Genomic DNA, 24,020 nt, shown 5'->3' on the forward strand with positions numbered 1-24,020 from the left:
CTGTGCGTTTTTATATTAAACCAACTATTGGTATGGGCTTATGCTAGATAAGCTAAAGTCACTTTGCATTATTACGTTACCATCAATGCCTTTGAGCTTAAGTGACAAGCCTGGATCTGCTTGCTGCCAATCAATGGTTAAATCGCCATAGTTAACATTATGCGTGTAATCACCGACACGATGTTTATTTGGGCTAACGTCTTTCCATTTTTCAGTCAGGCCTGAGCTGGTCATTTCAAAGAGTGGGTAATCAAGATTGTGTTGATACCTTGAAATTTCCCCCCAATGAGTATCGCCGCTGATGATCACCACGCCATTTACGTGGTGTTTTTTTATTAACGAAAATAAACGGTTTCTATCCTCTGGAAAATTTGCCCACGATTCCCAGCCAGTAAAATCAGGCAGTAACTGCAAGCTTGATGCAATTAGTTTAATCGCTGCTGGCTTTTTAAGTTCGGCTTCAAGCCATTGCCACTGCGCCTCTCCAAGCATAGACGCGCCTTTTACTTCGGTTGGACTGTACGGTCCTTGGTTATTTGCTTTACGCTTTGTAAAATACTCAAGTTCGCTCACTGAATTAAGCTTATCGCGATTAAAGCGTAAGTCAGGCATGATCACCTGCACGGTTTGCTCGCCTTCGCCATACATGTACGAGGTATAAATGCCGTCAGGGCGGGTACGGCGTTTTGAATTAGCAGGTTCTTGCCAAAAATCGAGCATAATTTGCCGTGATGCTTCTTTTTGCGGATACTCTTTACCCGCATCGTTTTGACCATAGTCGTGATCGTCCCACATGGCTATTAGGGGTGTATTTGCTTTTAAGGTTTTAAAGCCAGGCTTTGCCCCTAATCGTTGGTATTTATTTTTAAGCACGGCCATGTCGTTAGTATCGCCATAAATGTTATCGCCTAAAAATATAAATAAATCACCCTGCTCTTTGTTAATCGCATTAAAGATGGGGATGTCTTTATCTTGATGCCCACACGAGCCAAACAATATTTTAGACGGCGCAGCCATTGCGCCACCACTAATAACAAAAGCAAGTAACAGCGCTGAATGATTAAAAGTTTTTAGTAACTGTTTCATTTTAAAATCTCGTTAATAGCCGGTGCCATATTAGGGTTAATCGTGTTTGGGTTTTGCCCAAGTGCTTTTAAAACGGTGGCGGCAATTTGCGCTTGTTTAAGCTCATTATCGGTTTTTATTAAGCCATTACCTTTAATTGTAGGGCCAATGGCAGCAAGCCAAATATGCTCTGAGCCAATAATTCCCTCAGGAAATGCCTTTTTACCCTGCTCCGACTTCGCTAGTGCCCGTTTAGAGCTGTGATGTTGCCAATCGTTTGCGTAGCTGCCACGGCCATGATCGGTAGTAACAATTAACGTAGTATTATTTTTATAACCTGCTGTGCTTTGAATGGTTTGCCATAAATCTTTTAAAAATGCATCGCTTTGTTTGGCCGACTTTAAGTAAGCATCGTAATGGCCATCGTGAGCAAAGTCGTCAGTTTCTCCTAAGCTAATAACCAATAATCTTGGCTTTTTCGCCAGCATATAGGCTTTAGCAAATCGATAGGTAAAACTATCAAGCCGCACATTGTGCCATGGGCTGGGGATTTCTGTTTGTAATGCGTTTAACAGGGGGGCATCGGCAAATAAATCATCGGCAATAGGCATAAATCCTGCGTTTACATACACATGACTACGCTTAGTATTTACAATGTAAGGAAACACATCCCAGCTACCAAATAAAGCCGTGCTGTTTTTAAATTCAGGCTGCGCATCTAATCGCTCTAAAATGGTTTTATTTGGATTAAATACTTTATCGTTACTGTTAATGTTTTCATCCACTTCGCCGGTAAGAATTTCGTTATAACCAGGGTATGAAAAATACCATGGATTACTCACTGACATCGCTGAGCCGTTTGCTCTGTCGCCCATAATTACGCCTTGAGTGGCAATCGTTTGTGTTAAAAACGGCATTAATAATTGCTGGCGCTGTTGCACCCTTTCATCCCAAAATTCATTGCTTAACTGTGCTGGTTGCTTAACAAATTCTTTATTATTGAGCAGGTTTTTATCGGCACCATTAAATACTTCCTGCCAGCGTACGCCGTCAAGGGTGACTAACACTACATTTTGTTGAGCAGCCAATGCCACATTATTAAACAATAAAATTAAACTTAATCCGGTTATTTTTATCATGCTTTTCATAGTGTTCTCATCAACTTTATATAGTAAAAAGCCCATCGATGATGGGCTTATATAAGGTTACATTAGGTTTAAAAAGTAGCCGTTAATGTAACTGCTGCTGTGCGTGGTGAGCCAATAAAGTAAGTACTCCCATTACCTGTGCCGCCCGCTAGGTAGCTTTCATCAGTAATGTTGTAAACCACAAAAGCAATATCAATTGCTTTGAAGGGGCCAGCATTAACTTCAGCTGCGTAGCCTGCATTTAAATCAACCACGGTATAGCTATCTACATCGCCACGCTCGCCAGTGTATTTAGCCGATAAACCAAAGCGGAAATCACCGCTGTAATAATCGGTTGAAAGCACAAATAAATCATCTACTGAATCAATTACTTTGCCTCCAGCTTCAAAGCCTGGCGCATCGCCTTTATATTCAGAGTTATTATTGGTGTATGAGCTATATACATTCCACTGTGGGCTCAACATATAACTTGCTGATAGCTCTAAACCTTTCGATTCAATACCGCCCACATTGAGGTACGAGCCGTTAGTACCTATGGTGTAGTCTATACCACCCGTGTCGCTACCTGGCGCTATAAAGGTAATACGGTTATCAAATTCAATTGAGTAAGCCGTTGCCGTTAATTTAAGTGCGTTATTGTCATAACGCACCCCTAAATCAATATTTTCTGCGGTTTCTGGCTCAATAGCTGACAAGTCAGAGCTATCGCGCTCAAGCACACCATCTTTAATGGCGGCAAAGTTTTCGCTGTAGCTGGTAAATAACTCAGTGTTACTGTTTAACTGATATAAAATACCGCCACTAAATAGAAGGTCTGAATCACTGTTTACTTTAGCTGTGGTGGCGTTTTGATAATGGTCATACTTTTCTATGTCTACTAAGTACTTTTTAACCCCTAGGTTAAGAGTTAAGTCGTCAAATGACATTGAGTCTTGGGCGTACCATTTAAGGGTGTCGGTCTCAAAGGTGTTTTTATATTGCGTCCAATAAGGGGTGTTATCAAAGTGATGATAAATGCGCGCATCTATAACTTTATGCCAATCTCGTGACTCATCACGGTCGCTTTGCTCATACCAAAAACCGGCTTCAATATCGTGCATGCCAATGCTTGCTTGATAATTAGCAGTTACCCCTAAACGGTCTTTATTATAATGTGTATGACGATAAGACATAACTGGCGTTGCATCAGCATCGTAACATGCAGGATTAAGCTCAGGGCCTGACTCCCACGGCCAGTTTAAGCTAGCCGTACAACCTGCATTGGGAGCAAGTGGGTTACCATTACTATCTGTAAAGCCATAAGAGCCTGCGTTTGTGCCACCTTCTGTGGTTGGGTTACCATTTTCATCTACAGGGGACGTTAAATAAGGAGGGATCCAATCACCTCGGCCTGAGTTTTTATGATAATAAGGGCTAATGGTTAACAATGAGGTGGGTGAAATCGCGTATTCAAACTTTAAATACCCTAGAGTGTTTTCACGCAGCGTGCCCCAACCTTCTGCAAACATTTGGTCAAAGTGCGGAACGCCTGTCCAATTCCATGTTAGTTGATCCCAATCTGGAGTTTGTTCAAATTGTGCCAAGCTCACGCTATTATAATTCGTCTCGCTTACATCATCGTAAGATAAACGCCCTGTTATAGTTAACTCATCAAGGGTGGTGACAAATTTCGCTTCAGCATGTTGGTTATCTTTCCCGCCATTGCTGCCCGAGCCAATCCAGCGGCTAGTATCGGTTTGCGAATAACTCACATACGCTTGAGTATTATCAAAAATGGTGCCAGTTTCGTGTTTAACGTAATAGCGGCTTGCGTCATGGCTGCCTGAGGTATAAGCAAAAGTGGTGCTTTTTTCAAAGCTAGGCGCTTTACTTACAAAGTTAAAAGTACCGCCTAGCGCCTCTAACGAGGCTGATTTAATATCTGAAGTGCCCTGACCTACTTCCACGGTGACAAGATTTTCGCTATCTAGGTAACGATTCGCTTTAGCACCACCGCCATAATTAGAACCGCCATTAGGAATACCGTCTACCGTCATACCTAATTGCTGCTGGTTTGAGTCGATACTAAAACCACGCATGGTAATAGTGGTTGACCAATCGTCGCCGCCAAATGCGTCGCCTTCGTTTATGCTAATGCCAGGTAAGTTATCTATTACTGATAACACACTGGATACCGAGCTTTGTTGCTCAAGCATGGCAGGTTCAATAACGTTGTTTGCATAACTGGTTGGTTTTGCAGTAACGGTTACTTCTTCTATCACGTTATCGTTAGCATAAGCTGAAGTTGATACCGCCATGGCCACAGCCATGCTCAAAATCGATTTATTTTTTAAAGCGTACATTGTTGTCCCGTTTGATTCTAATTATAAAAGGTAATTATGAAAGCGGGCACAGTCTATTTTTTAAATATGACAACGAGGGGGAACTTTATTGACAAACAGGTTAAACAAATATGAGTTAATTATGACGTAAAGTAATCAAATCAAGCACATCGTAATTAAGAGCAATCAGACTAAAACAGCACCCAAAAGCCAAGGGACTCTCTAAAGTCATAAAATTTTCTCACTCTTTCTAACTGCAATTGATCAAAATCTTATTTAACTTAGATATAAAAAGTTAAGAGCCCATAAAGTGATAACTTTTAGCCCAAAAACACAGTTTTATACAAAGTTAAAAACCAATTTTGCAATCAGCTTTTCCTGGGCTATCTTTTTATTAACGCTTTAATTACAGGTAGCTGCACTATGTTTAATTTTTTCGCTAATAGCGCTGAGCAAGCATTAAAACAGTCTATTACGGCAATTGTTTCCATAGATGAAAAAAACAATATTGTCTTTTATAACAAAGCCGCGCAAAAATTATGGGGCTACACAGAAGATGAAGTACTCGGTCACAACATACGAAAACTAGTCCCTGACGAACATAAAACAAACCACGACGACTATGTAAATCATCATAGAGAAACCGGGCAAGACAAAATTGTTGGCAGCTACCGAGAAGTTGAGTTACAAACTAAATCGGGAAGTCGCATTTGGGTCGAACTAGCGCTTTCTCAGGTGAAAGTAAATAACAACAAACATTACACCGCTTTTATAAGAGATATATCAGCAGAGCGTGAAGCAAAAGAAATCAATGAGCAATCGTTAGAGCAAGCCCTTGATGCAGTTGTATGTATTGATGAAAATAATTGTATCACTTTGTATAACAAAGCCGCTGAAACACTGTGGGGTTACAGTAAACAAGAAGTAATGGGAAACAATGTAAAAATGCTAGTACCCCATGCAATACAACATAACCATGATGAGCTTGTAAATGCAAACCGAAACACAGGTGTCGATAAAATAGTTGGTACCAGTAGAGAAGTTGAAATTGAACGCAAAGATGGAACAACTGTGTGGGGGCGATTATCGCTATCGAAAATTAAATTAGCTAATCGCGTTATTTACACAGCTTTTATCAAAGATGTAACGCAAGAGGTAATAACTAGAGAAGAACAACGGATGTTGTCACTTGTTGCAAACGAAACAGACAACGCGGTAATAATCACCGATCCTAACGGCTATATTCAATATGTAAACAATGGATTTGAACGTTTAACAGGATACGCTTTAAGTGAAGTAAAAGGTAAGAAACCAGGCAGTTTTTTACAAGGCAAAGATTCTGACAAAAACATGATAGAAACGATACGCACACATCTTAAAAATCGAACTCCTTTTTATGGAGAAATATTAAACTATAAAAAATCGGGGAGTGCTTACTGGACCTCGCTATCTATCAACCCAGTAATAAGAGAAGGGAAATTAGAAAATTACATTGCAATTCAAGCTGATATATCTGAAGTAAAGCAAATGGCGCTTGATTTCACAAACAAACTAGAAACTATCGGCGAGTCTATAGCTATGTTGCAAGTGTCTCTTCATGGTGAAGTACTTGATTGTAACGAATTACTAAAAACGGCATTAAAACCCAATTTTTCTGTAGAAGAGTTTGCTAAAAATCTGATTTCTGATCTCAGCGTTGAAGAAAAAGCATTTTTAGACAAAAACAAACATATCTCAAAAACTTTTGAACTTGAAAAAAACAATCAATACAGTGCCTTTGATGCAAGAATATGTGCTCTTCGAGATGTTAATGGTCAAACTACTAGTTATATGTTTATAGGTTTAAATATAACGGAAAGAAAAAAAGCAGTTAATCAAACTCAAATATCAATGAAAGAATTATTAGATATAAGCCAAACTATCAGCAAAATAGTAGAAACAATTAATGGAATATCAGAGCAAACAAATTTACTTGCACTCAATGCTGCTATTGAAGCCGCAAGAGCAGGTGAAATGGGACGCGGTTTTGCTGTTGTTGCTGACGAGGTAAGAACTCTTGCAGGCAATTCAAAGGCATCTTCTGAAGAAATAAACGGCTACATAAAAGAAACGGTTACTAAAATTCAAGAGCTTGCAGAATTATCCAAAAAGATAGATTCATAAATCCGCTTTTAAGTAATAAGCCCACACTTGTGGGCTTATTAGTGAGAACTCTTTAAAACTTAAACTAACTCAGCAAGCATCTCATCACTATAAGGTGTCACTTCTTCACCATTTTTAATTTTGCTAATGTAATCTGGGTTAGCAATAAGTGGGCGACCAATGGCAATTAAATCAAATTTATTATCGTTGATCGCTTGTTTGGCAGTTTCAAAACTATAACTACCTACACCCACTAAGGTACTTGCATAACCAGCTCGTAAAAATTCAGAGGTTGATTTACCTTCTAGTGAATCAAAACGCATGCTGTCGTCAAAAATACCGCCGTGTAAATAAGCTAACTTGCGGTTTTCAAGCTCTGGTAATAAGTAGTCAAATACTGCTTTATCACGATTGTCTTCGCTCATATTAAAGTAGGCACCTGGTGTTAAACGCATAGCGGTACGCTCATTGCCTACAACATCAATAACTGCATCGGTTACTTCCAGTGCAAAACGAGACATATTTTCTGGTGTTTGCCCGTACTCGTCATCACGCTCATTGGCAGCATAATGTAAAAATTGGTCAATTAAATAGCCATTAGCACCATGAATTTCCACGCCGTCAAAACCTGCTTCCATCGCGTTTTCTGCCGCTTTAGCGTAGTCAGCCACTAAGCCTTTAATATCATCTTTAGTGGCAGCTTTTGGCGTAATATAAGTTAGCTCGCGCATACGCGGTACTGAACCTTCAACCCCTATCGCCGATGGTGCGAGTACATCACCACCAAAAAAGTGAGGGTGAGCAACACGGCCAACATGCCATAATTGTGCAAACATTTTACCGCCATTGGCATGCACGGCGTCAGTGACTTTTTTCCAACCTTGAACTTGTTCACTAGTGAAGATACCCGGTGTATTTGGGTAACCTTGTGCATCGGCACGAATAATAATTGCTTCACTAATAATTAATCCTACATCAGCACGACGAGCGTAGTAATCAACCATAGCTTGTGTAGGCACTAAATTGTCATCTGCCATACAACGAGTTAGTGGTGCCATTAGTACACGGTTTTGCAGTTCAATGCTGTTATTTAATTTAAAAGGTGAAAGTAAGTCTGTCGACATAATGTTTATCCTTTGTTGAATGTACATTCAAGATAAGGTCACTTGAATGAATATTCAAGTATAATTTTGAAACTTTGTTCAAGATTGCGTAAACTGCTTTACCTAAACGCTGCTTAAAGTAGGATTATTGCTGAAAGTTCGCTTTACCTACTCTGCCAACGAGAAGAGTCATTATGAGAACTGCAGAATTTGATACAGAGTTTGTACTGCGCCAAGCAATGGCGATGTTTATGCTTCATGGCTATGCAAAAACCAGTATGCAAAAACTGACTCAAGCAACCCATTTACATCCAGGCTCGTTATACGCGGCATTTGGAAGTAAAAAAGGCATTTTTTTAGCCGCTACTGAGCAATACCAAACCGATCGCAATACACAGTTTACGGCGCTGTTTGAGCACAGCAGTTGTATTTTAGATACGCTGAAACAATACCTTAATATCATTGTGCAAGAATGCGTTGACGGTGAAGCAACCAAAGTGTGCCTGCTCACAAAAAGCATTAGCGAGGTAGAGGGTAACGATCCACAAATTTGCCACGTATTGCGTACTAATTTAACTGCATATGAGCACGCTTTTGCGCAGCAGTTACAAAAAGCAATTGATAATAAAGAAATTACCAATGGCCGAAGTGCCATAGAGCTGGCACGATTTTGTGTTATGGGTATATATGGATTACGCACCTACGCATTAACAAACCAAGACCCCGACGCACTAAACCAACTAGCCAATGAGCTACTAGCAGCTATCAGCTAAACTAAATTTTAAAGCGCAGCAGCTCGCTGCTCTTTGTATACTCCACAGTGAGAGAGAGCCAAAAATGACCACCGATAATTTATCAAAGCAAGACGACGTAATTTTAGGCCTTGGCGCAAAAAAACGACTCGCATACATGTACGAAACCGTGCAGCAATTTAAGCAAGTGTGGATTTTAAACGATGACGACGGCTGCGTAATGCTCACTAACGAGGACGACGATTGCGTGCCGGTATGGCCAACACGAGAGTTCGCACAAGCCTGGGCAACCGGCGAATGGCAAGGCTGTACACCTAAAGCAATTCCAACAAACGATTGGTTTAGCCGCTGGACACCTGGCCTTGAAGAAGACGACTTACTGGTGGCCGTGTTCCCTACCGAAGAAGACGACGGCACAATTTTATTCCCTGATGAGTTTCAAGCCCAGTTGAGTAAATCAATTAGGAAGTACTAACTTCTAAAGCAGTGTTCACCTTAAACAAGCTTATTATAAGCATTAAAAGAAAAGTTTATTTACCAAAAGGTTATAAAGCATCTATTATAGTGTTGTAACTTACTTTTATAAAAATCGACCTGGGTGGACGTCAATTCCACCCCTGTAAAAAATCGAATAAAGTAATCAATGTTCAGGTAAATTTAATAAAAAATATACGTTTATTTTCTGTGTTTAAATTGGGGTCTACATGCTGTTCAATTCGAAATATAAAAACAAAATTAATGAGTTAAATAACGAGTTAATTCAATTAAAAAAAACCAATGAAAAGCTTGAAGCGCAATTGTTAGCAGCAAACAGCGAGCAATCACAACAAAACGACAATGAAATAGCAAATGATACAGCCTTTGTAAAACAGCGTGAATTAAACACATTATCATTACAGTCATCTGATTTAATTAGTGACATCAGAGAAAGCTTAGCCTCAACTTCACATAAACTAATTAATGATATTACGTCATTTAAGTCATCCCAAGAATTACTTGATACAATTTTAGATATGTTAGCAACGACTTCATCGTCAACACATAATATCTCAAGAGATACAAAATCAGCCACTAAATCCGTTAAAGAATTGCAGTCAGTAACAATCGGAATTAATGATTTTGTAAACATAATTAAAGGGATTTCTGATCAAACAAATTTACTTGCACTCAATGCGGCTATCGAGGCCGCTAGAGCCGGAGAGCAAGGACGAGGCTTTGCTGTTGTGGCAGATGAAGTAAGGACGCTCGCTCAGCGCTCTTCTGATGCATCTAACGAAATTTCTAATTTAATAGCTAAGGTCAATGAGCAAATGCAAAGCGTTGTAACTAACATTACTAACGTTAGCGAAGAAAGTGATGGCATTGCAAATAGCTCATCAGAAATTGATGCTACCGCTAAAAAAGTGGTTGAACTATCACAAAATATGTATAGCGTTATTGTTAATTCAAGTGCCGATGCATTTATTCAAACAGTAAAAATGGATCACATTGTATGGAAATACGATATTTATAAAGTCATTTTAGGCCAATCAAATAAGACTGCAGAAGACTTTTCTGATCATACCATGTGTCGTTTAGGTAAATGGTATTACCAAGGTGAAGGTGCATTAAAATATTCAAGCATTAACGACTTTAAAGCATTAGAGCAACCACATGAAGATGTCCATAAGAATGGCTTTGCTGCTTTAGAAGCATTCCAATTAGGCGATATCAATACTGCTGTAGAAAAAGTATCTCTTATGGAGCAAGCAAGTTTTAAAGTAGTGGACATACTTAGCGCTTTATCACACAAAATTATGGATTATAACTGTAAATAAAATAGTCAAAAAACACCTCACTTTGCATAGCGTTATGATTCATAATCATTTGGCTATGCATACCAAACTTATATAAATCAATCACAAACTAATGACACCTCCACCTAAGCAATGCTGTTCAATAATCAAAAGTCGGATTTAATTCGTTATGGGCGCTTATTAATTATTGATACCTATAAACAACTTCCCAATAACGTAAATAATAAGCTCAATTGTAGCACTTGCCATCTTAATGAAGGGCGTGTAGCCAAAGCCGCGCCTTATGTGGGCATGAATGTGGTATATCCAAAGTATCGTTCACGTAATGCAAAAATAAACACCATTGAAGACAGAATTAATGGCTGTTTTCAACGCTCAATGAACGGTCAGCCACTGCCTACTAATTCAGTGCATATGCAGGCTATTGTCAGCTACATGAACTTTTTATCACAAAATATAAAAACAAAAACGATCTGCAAGACAACACAGGTTTTGTCACTATTAATAAAGAGCTAGTATCAAACGCCGATAACGGAAAAACTCTTTACGTTCAGCACTGTGCAAGCTGTCACCAACTAGACGGTCAAGGCTTATACCCTAATAATACTTACATGTTCCCAGCCATTGCCGGCAGTCAGTCGTTTAATGATGGTGCAGGTATGGCACGCACTTACACCGCAGCGGCATTTATTAAAGGAAATATGCCATTGGGCCAAGAAGGCATGTTAACCGAGCAACAAGCTGTTGATATTGCTTATTACTTTTCACATTTAGAACGCCCTATTTTTGCCAATAAAGCGGATGACTGGCCAAAAGGTGACGCACCAAAAGACGTGCGTCGATAAATAACTAACCTGAACTCTGGTTAAGAGATTTACTAACATATTGAATCAAAATGATATTTATGTTTATTTTCTCAAGCTAGAGATTTTTAGTGAAAACAAGGCGAAATTACGCGTCAATAGCTAGCCTATTGCAAGTAAATTCAACGCAGTTAGCGCTGAAAATAGCTGCTTGAGATGGATTTATTATCCGGAGTTCAGGTTAACTAGATAGGTAAATAAATTAAGCATCGCTGGCGTATTTAAGTCACTCAACGCCCCTCCTATTTACTGCTTTATATTTTACTCGCTCGTCAAAAAATGCACTATGGGGCATATAACTTAACAGCTCGTCGCAGTTAATTCAGACTTTATCGCAACCTAAGTGTAGTTACATTTAAGTCAACGTACTCTTACTTGATTAATGACAAGGTAACGACTGGTTACAATAATAAGAGAATGTAAATATGAAAACTTTACTCGCCACGGCAATCAGCTCTGCGTTATTACTTTCGGGCTGCTCTGAGCCAAATGTAAACGCTGACAACAAACAACAAACAACTGCGCAAAGTATTTCAGCGCAAGCACAACAAGCTACCAACCCATTATTAGAAAAAAGCACACTACAGTACGAAACCCCTGACTTTGCAGTCATCAAAGATGAGCATTTTTTACCTGCCTTTAATCAAGGTATGGCGCAGCAAATGGCGCAAGTACAAGACATTATTAATAATACAGCCCCTACGACTTTTGAAAACACCATCGTGGCACTTGAGCAAAGTGGCGAGTTATTAACGCGTGCAAGCAGCATTTTTTACAACCTTGCAGGCTCTAGCTCAAACCCAGCGCGTCGTGAGCTTCAAAAAGAACTTGCACCAAAGCTTGCAGCGCACAGAGACAACATCTTTTTAAATGATGCGTTATTTAAAAAAGTAGCCACACTTTTTGAAAAAACAGACTCTTTAGCATTAACAGCGCAAGAAACACGACTATTAGACGTTTACTATAAACGTTTTGTACGCTCAGGCGCTCAGCTTAATGATGAACAAAAGCAGCAAATACGTGATATTAACTCATCGCTATCAACTTTAACGACACAGTTTTCACAAAACTTACTTGCGCTAAGTAAAAGTAATGTTGTCATCGTAAAAGACCAAAAAGAGTTAGCTGGCTTATCGGCAGGTCAAATTGAACAATTTGCTAATGCAGCCACAGAAGCCGGCCACGAAGGGCAGTATTTAATTAAAATCACCAATACCACTCGCCAGCCTGTTTTAGCTTCATTACAAAACCGTGATTTACGCGAGAAAGTGTGGCGTGCATCTTCAGAACGCGCGCTAGATGGTGAATTTAGTAATCGCGACATTGTTGCGCAACTAGTTAAATTAAGAGCACAAAAAGCAAAGCTACTTGGCTACAACAGCTGGGCTGAATTTAGTTTAGAGTCGCAAATGGCTAAAAAACCACAAGCTGTATTTGATATGTTTGCTAGCATGGTGCCAAGGCTAACTCAAAATGTAGCGTTAGAAGCTGCCGATATTCAAGAAAAAATAAATGCATCTGCAGAGCAGTTCGAACTTAAACCATGGGATTGGTTATATTATGCCGAGCAAGTACGTCAAGATAAGTACAACCTTGATGAAAAAGCAGTAAAAGAATATTTTGAGTTTAACCGTGTATTAGAAGACGGTGTATTCTTTACCATGAATCGTTTGTATGGCATTACATTTAAGCCACGTAACGATCTACCTGTGTATCACCCAGATGTAAAAGCATATGAAGTATTTGACGCAAATGGTGAAAGCCTAGCTATCTTTTTTGCTGATTATTTTGCGCGTGAAGGTAAACGTGGCGGCGCATGGATGAGCTCGTTTGTTAAACAGTCTGGTTTGCATGGGCAAAAACCTGTTGTCGTGAATGTTATGAACATTCAAAAAGGCGCCAAAGGTGAGCCGACACTTATTAGCTACGATGAAACAACCACTATGTTCCATGAGCTTGGCCATGGCTTGCACGGTATGCTTTCAAAAGTAAAATACCCAACCTTATCTGGTACGTCAGTATCAAGAGACTTTGTTGAATTCCCGTCTACGTTTGAAGAAGATTGGGCAATGCACCCTGAGGTCATTGCAAACTATGCTAAACATTACCAAACAAGTGAGCCAATCCCTGATGAACTGCTTGAAAAAGTGATTAAATCGCGCAGCTTTAACCAAGGTTTTGATACATTAGAATATGTATCTGCTGCTTTATTAGATATGGAATGGCACTCATTACCGGCAGATGCCCCACTGCAAGATATTGAAAAATTTGAGCAAGATGTTTTAACAAAACACGGCGTTAACGTGCCATTTGTGCCGCCGCGTTATAAGTCTGCATTCTTTTCTCATTCAATGGGAGGCGGTTACTCTGCAGGCTACTATGCCTACATGTGGAGTGAAATTTTAGCAGCTGACGCTTTTGCTTATGTACAAGAGCAAGGTGGCTTAAAACGTGAACTAGGTGACAAATACCGTAAAGAAATTTTAGAAGTCGGTAACTCGCGTGACCTGATGGAATCGTTTAAAGCATTTCGTGGCCAAGAGCCAGACACATCAGCCTTACTTAAACGTCGTGGTTTAACAGCCACGGTTGAATAACAAGCAGCTATACAAAGGCTTGATAACATATCGTTATCAAGCTTTTTTACCCCCCAACACATACACCCCAACAATACACATTACCCACCCAACGTAGGTCGGTTAAGTGGCAAAGCCACGCCACCCGACATAACCACCACACACCCAAGCAATTGTTTTTTAACGGCATTTATAGCTGTTATCAATAATCTGCAATTGCCAGTTTAAATTATCGCCGTCACTAATTAGGGTATTTACCCCCGCTTGTTTACCAGGTTCATATGGCAAGCAAGGTAAATCAGCCTTTGAGTATTTATTAAGCGCGTTTGAAGCGCTAAGTTGAAGTTTCATGGATTTAACCTCATAACCCCATTGACGACATTAGTTCATGCTCACTCACCACTTCAGGGGTTACTACTGCATCTCTTAGCATTGTTTTCTTTGCAAGTAGCTTGTCTAGGTTCACATCAAACGAATCATATTCTGGGTGTAAAAGGCAGGGTAAGTGAATAAACACAGGCTTTTTTTGACCTATGCGATAAACTCGGTCTGTAGCTTGTGCCTCTTTTGCTGGGTTCCAATGTCGCTCTAAGTGCACGACGTGATTCGCACCAATAACAGTTAAGCCAACGCCTGCGGCTACTGGCGACATAATGATAATATTAAAGCCGTCTCTGGCTTCAAAGTCGGTGATCATCCCTTTACGGGAGAGCTGATCTTTCTTAGTTGCCATCGCTTTACTATCGCCATTAATAACATGGATGTTTAGCTCATAAATTTTATCTAGACATATTTTAAGAACGGCTTGGAGCTTTTTAGTCGTCGCAAAAATAATTACCTTCTCTTGTTTGTTTTTTATATCTGACAATATATCTAACAACATGCGCAACTTTTCAGACTCTTGTAAATTGCGCTGAGCATCTTTTGCATTGCTAGGTGGCTGTTTAAAAACCTCATCAAGCCTGGGGTGTAAACTAACAGCCCTTAATTGCTGTAATACTGTTAAAGCATGGCCGCCGCCCTGCTCTTTTGCTTTTTCAGCTTTATAATCTTCAACAATTTGGTTGTAGCCAAGCAATTGTCCGCCGGTCATATTACGAGCGAGTTCAGGTGCAAATGCCATATTGTCGGCTAAATCTTTATGAATGCCTGTTTTAATTGTTTTAGTAGGCATTCCGGTTAGCTCGTCTTCCTTGGTTCGACGTAACATAAACTGGCCTGTAGCATTACGTAAATCGTTGCCAACGTCTAAACGCACCTCTGCTTTTTCTTCTTCATTAGCACTGCTTATTGGCTTAATCCACCGCTCTCTAAAATAGCCCCAATCGCCTAATAGCCCAGGTTGTGCTGTATCCATTAAACACCAAAACTCACTTAAACTATTTTCAACTGGGGTGCCTGTTGCCAATAACTTAAAATCGGCTTTTAAACCTTTAGCTGCACGGGTAGCTTGTGTATTCGGGTTTTTAATATTCTGAGCTTCATCAAATACCACCACCCCCCAATCAATTACGCATAGTGAAAACTGATAGTCTCGAAGTGTTTGATAGGTGGTAATAACAACACGTCTATCCATGTCCAAGCGCTTTGTAGCTGCATCAGCTCCAACATGTAAAGCGTAACGAATAGATTCGTGATCTGCATGAGAGTCATCGATAACTGTGGCCAGCTGCATAGACTCTCTTTCAGCACCTTTAACTCTAAACTCTTTTAAATCTCTTGCTGACTGTAATACCTTAATATCCCTAAATGGCGACTCATTAAAAGTAGCATCAACCTCTTGTTCCCAGTTTTCCAATAAGCTAAGCGGGGCAACTATTAATATAGGCTTTTCTGATTTATTATTTTGCCTTTGTATCGACAGGTACTCAGCCATCATTACCAGCGTCATATAGGTTTTACCTAGCCCCATATCATCCGCTAACAAAGCCCCCTGAACTCGATACATATCTTCATAATTATCCAACTGCGCTGATTTGAGCAACGACAGCATCCAACTAATGCCGGACTCTTGGTGAGGAAAAGGTGTTCTTGCTAAATTAGTTCTGTCAAAGGTAATACTTTTATTAAGCTGCGAAACTTTATTAACGATATCTTTATTATGTTCTTCGGTGTCTTTAAGCAATAAAGAAACTTGTTCTTTTTTAACCGGCAAATCATCAGTATCAGATATATCCGTTTCATTGGATGGATTTGCTAAATTTTCTCTTACCTCTGCAAGTGTTTCAGTCACGCGCTGCTCATCGCGTATATCAATTGACTCATCATCAACAATTACACTATCGGCATTTTGCCCTCTAGCTTGCTGGTAGCTTTGCTCAAACGATACAACGTCTTCCTCGCATTCAAGCAACTTAACTAACCGCTCTGGTGGTTCACTGTCTGTATTAGTCGAAAACCAGCCATTACTGCCATCGCTGTCTTGACCAAAGGGAATGTGTACCATTTTGCCAATACCAGCAACTCTGAGAGAAAATCCAAGATCAAGGTTTAAAATAGATGCATCTAAAAAAGCTGAAGGGGTTTTAATAAATTCTGCCACTTTGTGTGCAGGAATGGTTCTATTTTGCAGTACTTCTTTAACAGCTTGTTTTTTATCGTCAGTAAGTAAAACAATGCGGTCTTTTATTCGCATTACTTGCCCGTCGCCCTGGAGCTGAGCTAAACGATTTTGTAAGTCTTCAGATGATGATCCATCACCAAAGCTTGGGCTAAGCTCTAGGCTACCATCAACCTGTTGATTTGCTGTTACTGTAATTTGTTCTGGTTGTACTAAATCAAATTTATCAAAATGTTTTAAATCAAGTACCAATCCATCTTTAACTGCCTGCTGTAACTTAGCAACTGCCAACACATTATTTAGCTCAGTGCGGTCATCGGGCGTAAGCGACGAATGTTTTTCTACGGCTAAAACAGCATTAAGCTGCTCTGGCGTCATTAAATATTGTGTTTGCTCACTAAAAAAAAGTACGGGGCCTTTTCTTTTTACTGGATATTTTTGCTGCTCAAATTTTGCAAACAACTGCAGCGAAAAGTTACTTTTAGTTGTTCTACCTTGAATATCAACGTCAAAGTCGTTATTAAAAAAAGGCGGTAGCCCTAAAACCTCTGCATCTTCGAGGTCTAATAAACATGCTTGCTCACTGTCTAATCTAAAGCCATTAGGCAGTGTTTCAGCTATATCTCTTTCTTCAAGCATTTTAAGCACAACATGCTGAATAAGCTGACTACTCCCACCTTCACCTTTGTTAAGGCAATGGAATGATGCTTCATCGGTGGCAAAATTAACGCCATACGAGTCATATACTAAAGAATATCGTTCATCTGCTAAATGACTATTTTTATTGTTAGGCAGAAGCCCTTTTATCAAACTAACAAGTGACATATGTTTTTAAATCCATTTAAATATTCTTAAGTTTATTGTAATTAAACACTAAAGCGCTACACATTAAAAGAGATCAATCTTTTAGCTGCCATTGCAGTGCTCCATCGATAAAGACTCTACCCTCTTTTAGCATCGAAAAAAGTTTTTTATTGAGTGCTGCGTAATCAACTTTCATACTAAATTCTTCATCTAATACCTTTGCCATATCCCTAGCTGTAATCGGTTGATAAGTCTGTAGAGCATTTAATAAGTTAGATTCCAAAAGATTCTTTTCTTCTACCTTTTTTCTAACAACAGGTAGCCCATATCGATTTATATATTTTCTGTATTCGTCTTTATAAAACAGTTTTTCTAAATCGAGCTCAATGCCATTTTCTGTTAAAAACTCTATTGCTCTGTTTTGCCAAGTTGTAGGCGTATGAGTTATGTCCTTAAAATTATTATTAGGATATGTAGTTCTAAACTCTCGAGGAAAGCGATGTATTAAATCGGAGCGGGTAAATTCACTGAGTGAATAATCTATTAGCTTTTCACTCGGAAGCCCCATATATATCCAGAGTTTAAACTCATGTGAACCTTCTACTATGTGAAAGTCTCCACAATCTAGATAGATAATAGAGGTGTGAGTTTCTTGAGATCCACTTAAATTTATATAATTTATTTTAAGGTCATTCCCCAATACAGTCTTTACTGTCTTCGCAGCATTAGTACCGAGCATTAAGCGGGTATTACGAACAAACCCATGTTCATAAAGCCCTTCTAAAAAGCGCTTACGTGCAGGGAACATTCTATTTAGCGCTTCATCACCGGTGTAATTTGCGTACTCTTCAATCGCGCCTAAAAATAACCGCAAGTCTTCTTTGGCAAGCCAGCTTGTTACTACTTTTACTCTACTCTCACCAATGGGCTTCCACCACTGGCGGTAATTTGTAGCTGTATTAGCAATACGCGGATCGCCCGCTAAGTTCAGTACAAAGTTTTGCCATATTTCACTGGGTGCGCCAGCAGAGCGGTCAATAATAATTTCAAGCGCTATGTGCCCTATTCGTTTACCTTCTTCAAAAGGCATTGTGGCAACATCATGTTTTAGTAACTCATGCAGAACATCATGCTGCTCACCAACAGAAATTTCTCTTAGCGTATCAAGGTAATATTGCGCGTGGCATATATCCAAAAAACGCCCTTGCGGTAGCTCGTTTAAGCGTAGTTTTTTTAATTGTTCGTTTAAGTCTAAGTGGTTTTGTTTGGCAAGATTAACTAACGCCTTAGGGGCTGTTAAATCTAGCAGCCATTTAGCTTGATTAAGCACCGACAATATTGTGCCGCTTGAGTTTTTGCGATCTTTTAAACGTTGCTCTATTTGCTGTTTAAGCCACTGCGTTAATCGATTAAAAATATTGCCATCAACCAGTGCATCAAAATATCGATAAACCAGTGAAATTAAATTCATTAACGACGACATACCCAGTTTGGGGTGTTTAGCTTGTATGTAATCTATTATTTCTTCGTTTAATGAGCCTTTTCTTACATCTTCTTTATCAATCCATAACTGAGTTAAAACACGCACGCCTTTTCGTTTAAGTAGTGTATTTTTTAATTGTGAAACATCTCTGCTTAATACGCATTGCCTAACTTGTTGCTCAAGGGCTTTAAATTCTTCGCCTTGCCCTGCACCGTCGGCAATTTTTTTTGTTTGAACTGTTAAGCTACTCCACTGCTGTGAAATACTCTCCCAGTTAAACTGAGCAAGCTCTGGAATAGGAGGTAAATGCAACATAATTAAGGCATCTCCAAACGGCTTCTTACTGTTTCGTATTCAGCGCTGGTGGGTCTACGAATTGTAAAGCGTATATCAATGCGTCTGTTTGACCTAAAATCACTCTCTGTTAACTCTTCAACAACCATGCGCCTTGTTGCCGCATAACCACTCACCGAAAAAAGCGGGTTGCCTTCTTTGTTAGTAATACTTGCTAAATCATGTTGGCTTGGCAGTAATTTAACCCAAAGCTCCCATAACGAAATAGCCCTAAAGGTCGATAAACCCCAATTACCTTTACCCAGCATGCCGTTAAAGTTTTTACTGTCGGTGTGCCCTTCAATAAAAATAGTGTCGAGAAATTGCTCGCGGTTATCTTTATTTATAACCTCAGCTAACACCTCACCAATTTCAAGCGCAGTGCCTTCGAACTGCGCACTTATATTAAATGCAGCGCTATCAAACCCTAAAATATCGTTAGGTATACTTAATACCGTTTCATTTTCGCTAACCGTGACTTGTATACCTCGCTTACGCAGTAAATCAGCGGCTTCGTGTAATATAGTTTTACGTACACCCTCAGCCATGTGCAACATTTCAAGCTCTTGAGTAAATGCTTGTTGCTTATTTTCAAGCTCTTGTTTGGCTTCCATAAGCTCAACCATTAACACCACAGACGCTAAAACAAATAAAATAAGCAAGCCCGACAAAATATCCGAAAACGACATCCAATAAGGGTTTTCTTCATCAACACTTACTTGGTTGCTTCTAAATACCCGCATTAGCTACGCTCCAATTCATCCACTAAGTCAGAAATAGAGCTGACAGTTCGGCGCATTTGGTCACCAAACTCAAGGGTTGTGGTATTCCAGGTTTCCATACGCTCTTTTACCTGGGTATTTACTTCTGATGAGTAACTACGTAACCACTCATTAGTCTGCTTTTCAATATCAGATACTTGCTTAGCTAAGGTATTACTTAGCCCTTCAAAAGATGCCTCAACACCACGTATAAAGTCACTCTGGTGTGTTTTCATTTCGCTAAAGCCACTTTGAGCTAATTTAGCTGTATTACCAAATTGTTCGGTTGTAGCAACAAGCGAGGTTTCCAGCCCTCTTAGCACTTTAGCTTGTTCAATTACGTGATTTGCTAATCCATCATTTTGCGCAGAAATACCTTTAATAGTGTCGGTCATATCAGCTAAGCGCGTATCAAACAGCTCTGTTGCCTTTAATAGATTACCTGATAACACCCCTATTTGGTTGGCGCTATTGCTCAGGTTTTGGCTACTTGTAGCAGATGACTCCGCAACCGTTTTAAGCTCTCCAATAACGTCTTTATGTTGTGCAATAACCGAATCCATATGCGTTTGCGTACGTTTTACTGCATCAGTCATCGAGGTAAGCATTTGGTCTTGTTGTGCTAGCCACTTACCTAACTGCGTTTGTAGTTGCTCACGATATTCTGAGTCACGCTTGGAGGCTTCAAGCTGTTGGCTGTTAATTAATGAGGCAAACGTTTCTTCAAGCGCCTTTTGACGCTGTTCAGTGCTTTGCATAAAGCTTTGTAAGCTGTTTTCAAGGCCACTGGTAAACGCCTGTTGCTGCGCTGTTGTTTTTTCGTTTTGGCTCGAAAGCTCATTAACAAAACCACGATTCGATTCGCCCATTGCAGTTTGTACTTCGGCCATAGAGTCAGAAAGCTTATTAAGCGTTTGCGATTGCTCAGTTAACCAACCACCTAATACCGACTGTAAATTATCTACATGGTTTGCTTCACGTGTTGCTTGCGATTCCTGTTGCGATTCAATCGCTGCAAACAGTTTTTGCTCCATAAGCTGTTGGCGTTCTTCGCTTTTGTTCAGCATCGCTTCTAGTTGCTGGTTAAATTGCGATGACACACCTGCTTGTTGCTCAGCCAGTAACTCAGCTTGTTTACTGCTTTGTTCAAGCACTGCGTTCATTTGCCCGCTCAAGCTACTTACTGCCTCATGCATTTGCTCTGTCGACTTTTGTATAAGCTCGCCTTGGCCTCTGCCTGCCGCTTGCATACTCTCCGTAAAGTTACTAATTAAATGCTCCAGCACGCCGCTGGTTTGTTGGCTGGCATTACTGACTAACGACTGCATAGCAGGTGCCATTACATTATTAAGTGCATTGGTAAAGGCCTCTTGCATGTCTTTGTTCATGCCTGAAATAGTTTCTTGTAGGCGATCGCCAATACGCTCATGTAGCTCTTGTAAAGCCTCACTGCTATCACTGGTGTTTTTAGAAATATCAACAAGTGATTTTTCAGCAGGCAAACGAGGAAATAAAAAATCGATAGTTTGCTGAACTTTTACTACTTTTTTAACTATTCTTCGCTCTGTGTTTTTCTCAAACACATTAAGCAATAAACTAAGCCCTACCCCCCAAACAGAGGTTACAAATGCCATTGCCGAGCCATTAATCATGCTCGTAATACCATCTTTTAATGCTTCTATTTCCTTCGTCTCCATGTGCAACCCTTTTAAGCCCATTGTTAAGCCTAAAAAAGTACCTAATACTCCAATAGCGGTTAAAAAAGAGGGAGCTGCGGCGAGTAATCTATTTGAAGTGATGCCAGAGGCCAGTGTCCTTGGATTAAAAAAGTGCTCAGCATCTAAAGTGTTATAAACTCCTTTTTCACGGTGGTCGAGTACTAAACTTTCATCAAACTCACGCCAAAGGTTTTTAACTACCTCGTTGTTTGAATCCTTTGCTTTATGCTTGATAGTAGCAATATTATCGTAAAGTGAACTTGTAGTTTGACCTGCTACAATCTCCTCCACGCCTTTTATTGTTTTTTTACTATTACTACTTAATTGGAAAACGCGAGAAATCGCGAATCCAAAAAGTAATAGCATGGCAATAATAAACCAACGCCCTAACAATGCATCTGGCCATAATAAATCAGCATTTAATAGTAAATCTTCAAACATTACTTTCTCCTAATCCCTTAGAATGCGGGTATTTCTTACTTTATAATTAGCAAATTTATATTTCTACTAAAGGCTTTATTTGAATAAAAGCTATTTTAGATAGAAGCTTTTATTTCTTCAATCAGCAAATTTTTCTGTGATTTTGCTACATCTAACTTTTTTTCTAAACTTGCTATACTTTCAGAAATATCGAAGAACCTCTCGACTAATACTGATTGTTCAGTTTCATCAATAATCGGTATCTTAATATTTAGTATCCTTTCAACCGTTAAGCTTACATTCGCAGCACCCTTCATATATGGAATTAATATTTCATCTTTATGCGTTAAAAGGTAAACATATGTGTATTTAACGAATAAAGATGTTGTATTTTCTCTGGGTTGAAACACGCCTAGTATTGATGCGGCTTGGAAAACCCCATCATAATAATGAATGTTGTTTATACTTGCGTGCCCATGCCCTGTTGAAGAAACTAATGGTATACAAATAGCTTGCCCATGAAAGCCTGCATTTGCGCACTTTTTAAACTTCGAAGATGTAGTAATGAAATCAACCTCCCCACACATAGTTGACTCAGCAGCAGCTAATTTTCCTTTACAACCAGTAAAATACTCATTTAATTTGTTAAGCCTTATCCCTTCGGGGTATTGATATTTCCTAAGATAAATTTTGGGGCATAAATCAAAGTTATTTTCATGAATTTCTTTAATTGGAACAAAACGATGCTTACCTAGTTCTGGACTATAGTCACTTTCATTTCTATTTTTAAACAGTTGTACTAATTTAGGAAGCTCACTACCAACTATAGGTAATTTATTGGCTCCATCAGAAAACCCATCGTTCTCTAATTGATAAAACCAAGTATTTTCCGTTTTACTTCCTTTTGTTAATATAATAATTGCAGTCGCTACACTTGCATATGGTTTAAATATCCAATGAGGTAAAGCTATTACAGCCTCTAATTGATTGTTTTTTAGTAACCCCTCCCTCAATTTTTTATGAGCATTACTTTCACCCTCTAGCACTCCCAGAGGTACAATTGTAGCAGTTCTCCCCCCCACTTTTAGCATGCGCTCAATTAAAGCAACAAACAGCAACTCGGTTTTTTTTGTTTTTACTTTACGTAATAACTCGGGGCATACGTCTTCTTCGTCTAGGCTACCTTTAAATGGCGGGTTGGCGAATATTAAGTCGTACCCTTCTTTTGCCTTTTGCGGGTAGTGCTCTTTAAAGTTTTGGCTTAGGGTATCTTGATAATGAATGCCCGGTTGTTTAATGCCGTGCATTACTAGGTTCATGGCGGCTACGCGTAGCATGGTGGCGTCAAAGTCAAAGCCGTTAAACATGTGAGCATCTATGTGGCTGCGCTGCTCTGGGGTTATTAAATCACCTGAGTACAGCAGGTTTTCAAGCGGTTTACCGCTGTCATCACATTGCACGTTGCCATCACCATCAAGCACAGGCTCGCGGTCGATGCCCTCGGCTGATGTGTATTTTTGTAATAGGTATTCGTAACTTACCGATAAAAAGCCACCGGTGCCGGTTGATGGGTCACAAATTTGGCTGGTAACATCTGGGTCCATCATTTCAACCATGGCACGTATAATGTGGCGCGGGGTTCTAAATTGGCCGTTAATGCCTGCGGTGGTGAGCTTACTTAAAAGGTATTCGTACAAATCGCCTTTGGTGTCTGAGTTTTCAAGCGGTAGATCGTTAACCATTTCAACGGCTTTTACCAATAAGCTTTGCTTTTGGATCATCAATTGCGCGTCTTTCATAAACTCGTTAAATATCGCGCCTTCTGGCGATACGTCGTCTGAGGTTTTTGAAAAGTACGGAAACAGCTCATCTTTAACCAGTTTGTATAACTCTTCGGCTCCTAAATGGCGCAGGTTTTGCCAACGAATGTGTTGTTCACTGTCGCTAAAGCGGCGATTAAATGGCTGCTTAGTACGGGCGCTGCGTTTTTCGTCGGCTTGCTCGTTCATGTCGAGCATACGGGCGTACATTAAAAAAGTAATTTGCTCTACTACAGTCAGCGGGTTAGTAATGCCGCCAGTCCAAAATTCTTCCCATAGTTTGTCGATTTTACTTTTTAAAGGTCCGGTTATCATAGCTTTCCTAGTGTGAGCGGCTTATTGCGCTCATTGTGTT

17 protein-coding genes are annotated in these 24,020 nt (G+C 39.7%); 7 read left to right on the forward strand and 10 right to left on the reverse strand.

Features of this window, described 5'->3' with window-relative positions; all coding sequences use genetic code 11:
- Positions 1-24 precede the first annotated feature (24 nt).
- The 3 genes from QMA00_RS03195 to QMA00_RS03205 all read right to left on the reverse strand — a co-directional run bounded on the left by QMA00_RS03195 (position 25) and on the right by QMA00_RS03205 (position 4,555).
- Positions 25-1,086, reverse strand: coding sequence for an alkaline phosphatase D family protein (locus QMA00_RS03195; RefSeq protein WP_290155993.1), 1,062 nt, complete (start codon positions 1,084-1,086; stop codon positions 25-27).
- The gene (locus QMA00_RS03200) at positions 1,083-2,213 is read right to left on the reverse strand and encodes an alkaline phosphatase family protein (protein ID WP_024601366.1); all 1,131 of its coding nucleotides are present in this window, start codon (positions 2,211-2,213) and stop codon (positions 1,083-1,085) included. The genes QMA00_RS03195 and QMA00_RS03200 overlap by 4 nt, the downstream gene beginning before the upstream one ends.
- A gap of 68 nt (positions 2,214-2,281) precedes the next feature.
- On the reverse strand, positions 2,282-4,555 hold the full coding sequence (locus QMA00_RS03205) for a TonB-dependent receptor (protein WP_076920790.1): 2,274 nt from the start codon (positions 4,553-4,555) through the stop codon (positions 2,282-2,284).
- A 402-nt stretch (positions 4,556-4,957) separates the two neighbouring features.
- On the opposite strand from QMA00_RS03205, the gene QMA00_RS03210 reads away from it, so the two are divergent.
- On the forward strand, positions 4,958-6,697 hold the full coding sequence (locus QMA00_RS03210) for a PAS domain S-box protein (RefSeq protein WP_076920789.1): 1,740 nt from the start codon (positions 4,958-4,960) through the stop codon (positions 6,695-6,697).
- A gap of 59 nt (positions 6,698-6,756) precedes the next feature.
- Here QMA00_RS03210 and QMA00_RS03215 read toward each other — a convergent pair whose 3' ends face one another.
- Entirely contained in the window at positions 6,757-7,800 is a 1,044-nt protein-coding gene (locus QMA00_RS03215; protein ID WP_076920787.1) for an alkene reductase, read from the reverse strand.
- Positions 7,801-7,973: 173 nt separating this feature from the next.
- Here QMA00_RS03215 and QMA00_RS03220 point away from each other — a divergent pair, with 173 nt between their 5' ends.
- The 6 genes from QMA00_RS03220 to QMA00_RS03245 all read left to right on the forward strand — a co-directional run bounded on the left by QMA00_RS03220 (position 7,974) and on the right by QMA00_RS03245 (position 13,787).
- Positions 7,974-8,552 carry a TetR/AcrR family transcriptional regulator gene (locus QMA00_RS03220; protein ID WP_013464648.1) on the forward strand — a complete coding sequence of 193 codons (579 nt, stop codon included), beginning with the start codon at positions 7,974-7,976 and terminating at the stop codon, positions 8,550-8,552.
- Positions 8,553-8,616: 64 nt separating this feature from the next.
- Positions 8,617-9,006, forward strand: a complete 390-nt coding sequence (locus tag QMA00_RS03225; protein WP_013464647.1) for a DUF2750 domain-containing protein — start codon at positions 8,617-8,619, stop codon at positions 9,004-9,006.
- Between the two features lie 229 nt (positions 9,007-9,235).
- Entirely contained in the window at positions 9,236-10,348 is a 1,113-nt protein-coding gene (locus QMA00_RS03230) for a methyl-accepting chemotaxis protein (RefSeq protein WP_013464646.1), read from the forward strand.
- Positions 10,349-10,459: 111 nt separating this feature from the next.
- Entirely contained in the window at positions 10,460-10,843 is a 384-nt protein-coding gene (locus QMA00_RS03235) for a hypothetical protein (RefSeq protein WP_248474764.1), read from the forward strand.
- Positions 10,828-11,172, forward strand: a complete 345-nt coding sequence (locus QMA00_RS03240; protein ID WP_290156048.1) for a c-type cytochrome — start codon at positions 10,828-10,830, stop codon at positions 11,170-11,172. The genes QMA00_RS03235 and QMA00_RS03240 overlap by 16 nt, the downstream gene beginning before the upstream one ends.
- A gap of 443 nt (positions 11,173-11,615) precedes the next feature.
- On the forward strand, positions 11,616-13,787 hold the full coding sequence (locus QMA00_RS03245; RefSeq protein WP_290155995.1) for a M3 family metallopeptidase: 2,172 nt from the start codon (positions 11,616-11,618) through the stop codon (positions 13,785-13,787).
- A gap of 159 nt (positions 13,788-13,946) precedes the next feature.
- Here the strand turns inward: QMA00_RS03245 and QMA00_RS03250 are convergent, their stop codons facing one another.
- From QMA00_RS03250 to QMA00_RS03275, 6 genes are all read right to left on the reverse strand, one after another.
- Complete coding sequence (locus QMA00_RS03250) at positions 13,947-14,117, reverse strand: hypothetical protein (RefSeq protein WP_290155997.1); 171 nt, start codon at positions 14,115-14,117, stop codon at positions 13,947-13,949.
- A 10-nt stretch (positions 14,118-14,127) separates the two neighbouring features.
- The gene (locus QMA00_RS03255) at positions 14,128-17,151 is read right to left on the reverse strand and encodes a DEAD/DEAH box helicase (RefSeq protein ID WP_290155999.1); all 3,024 of its coding nucleotides are present in this window, start codon (positions 17,149-17,151) and stop codon (positions 14,128-14,130) included.
- A gap of 73 nt (positions 17,152-17,224) precedes the next feature.
- Complete coding sequence (locus QMA00_RS03260; protein ID WP_290156000.1) at positions 17,225-18,928, reverse strand: EH signature domain-containing protein; 1,704 nt, start codon at positions 18,926-18,928, stop codon at positions 17,225-17,227.
- Between the two features lie 2 nt (positions 18,929-18,930).
- The gene (locus tag QMA00_RS03265) at positions 18,931-19,689 is read right to left on the reverse strand and encodes an OmpA family protein (RefSeq protein ID WP_273612192.1); all 759 of its coding nucleotides are present in this window, start codon (positions 19,687-19,689) and stop codon (positions 18,931-18,933) included.
- Positions 19,689-21,866, reverse strand: a complete 2,178-nt coding sequence (zorA, locus tag QMA00_RS03270; protein ID WP_290156003.1) for an anti-phage ZorAB system protein ZorA — start codon at positions 21,864-21,866, stop codon at positions 19,689-19,691. The genes QMA00_RS03265 and zorA overlap by 1 nt, the downstream gene beginning before the upstream one ends.
- 95 nt (positions 21,867-21,961) lie before the next feature.
- Positions 21,962-23,980, reverse strand: a complete 2,019-nt coding sequence (locus tag QMA00_RS03275) for an N-6 DNA methylase (RefSeq protein ID WP_290156005.1) — start codon at positions 23,978-23,980, stop codon at positions 21,962-21,964.
- Between the last annotated feature and the right edge of the window lie 40 nt (positions 23,981-24,020).

This window comes from Pseudoalteromonas sp. APC 3694, from assembly GCF_030407565.1.
Taxonomy (GTDB): Bacteria; Pseudomonadota; Gammaproteobacteria; order Enterobacterales; family Alteromonadaceae; genus Pseudoalteromonas; species Pseudoalteromonas tetraodonis.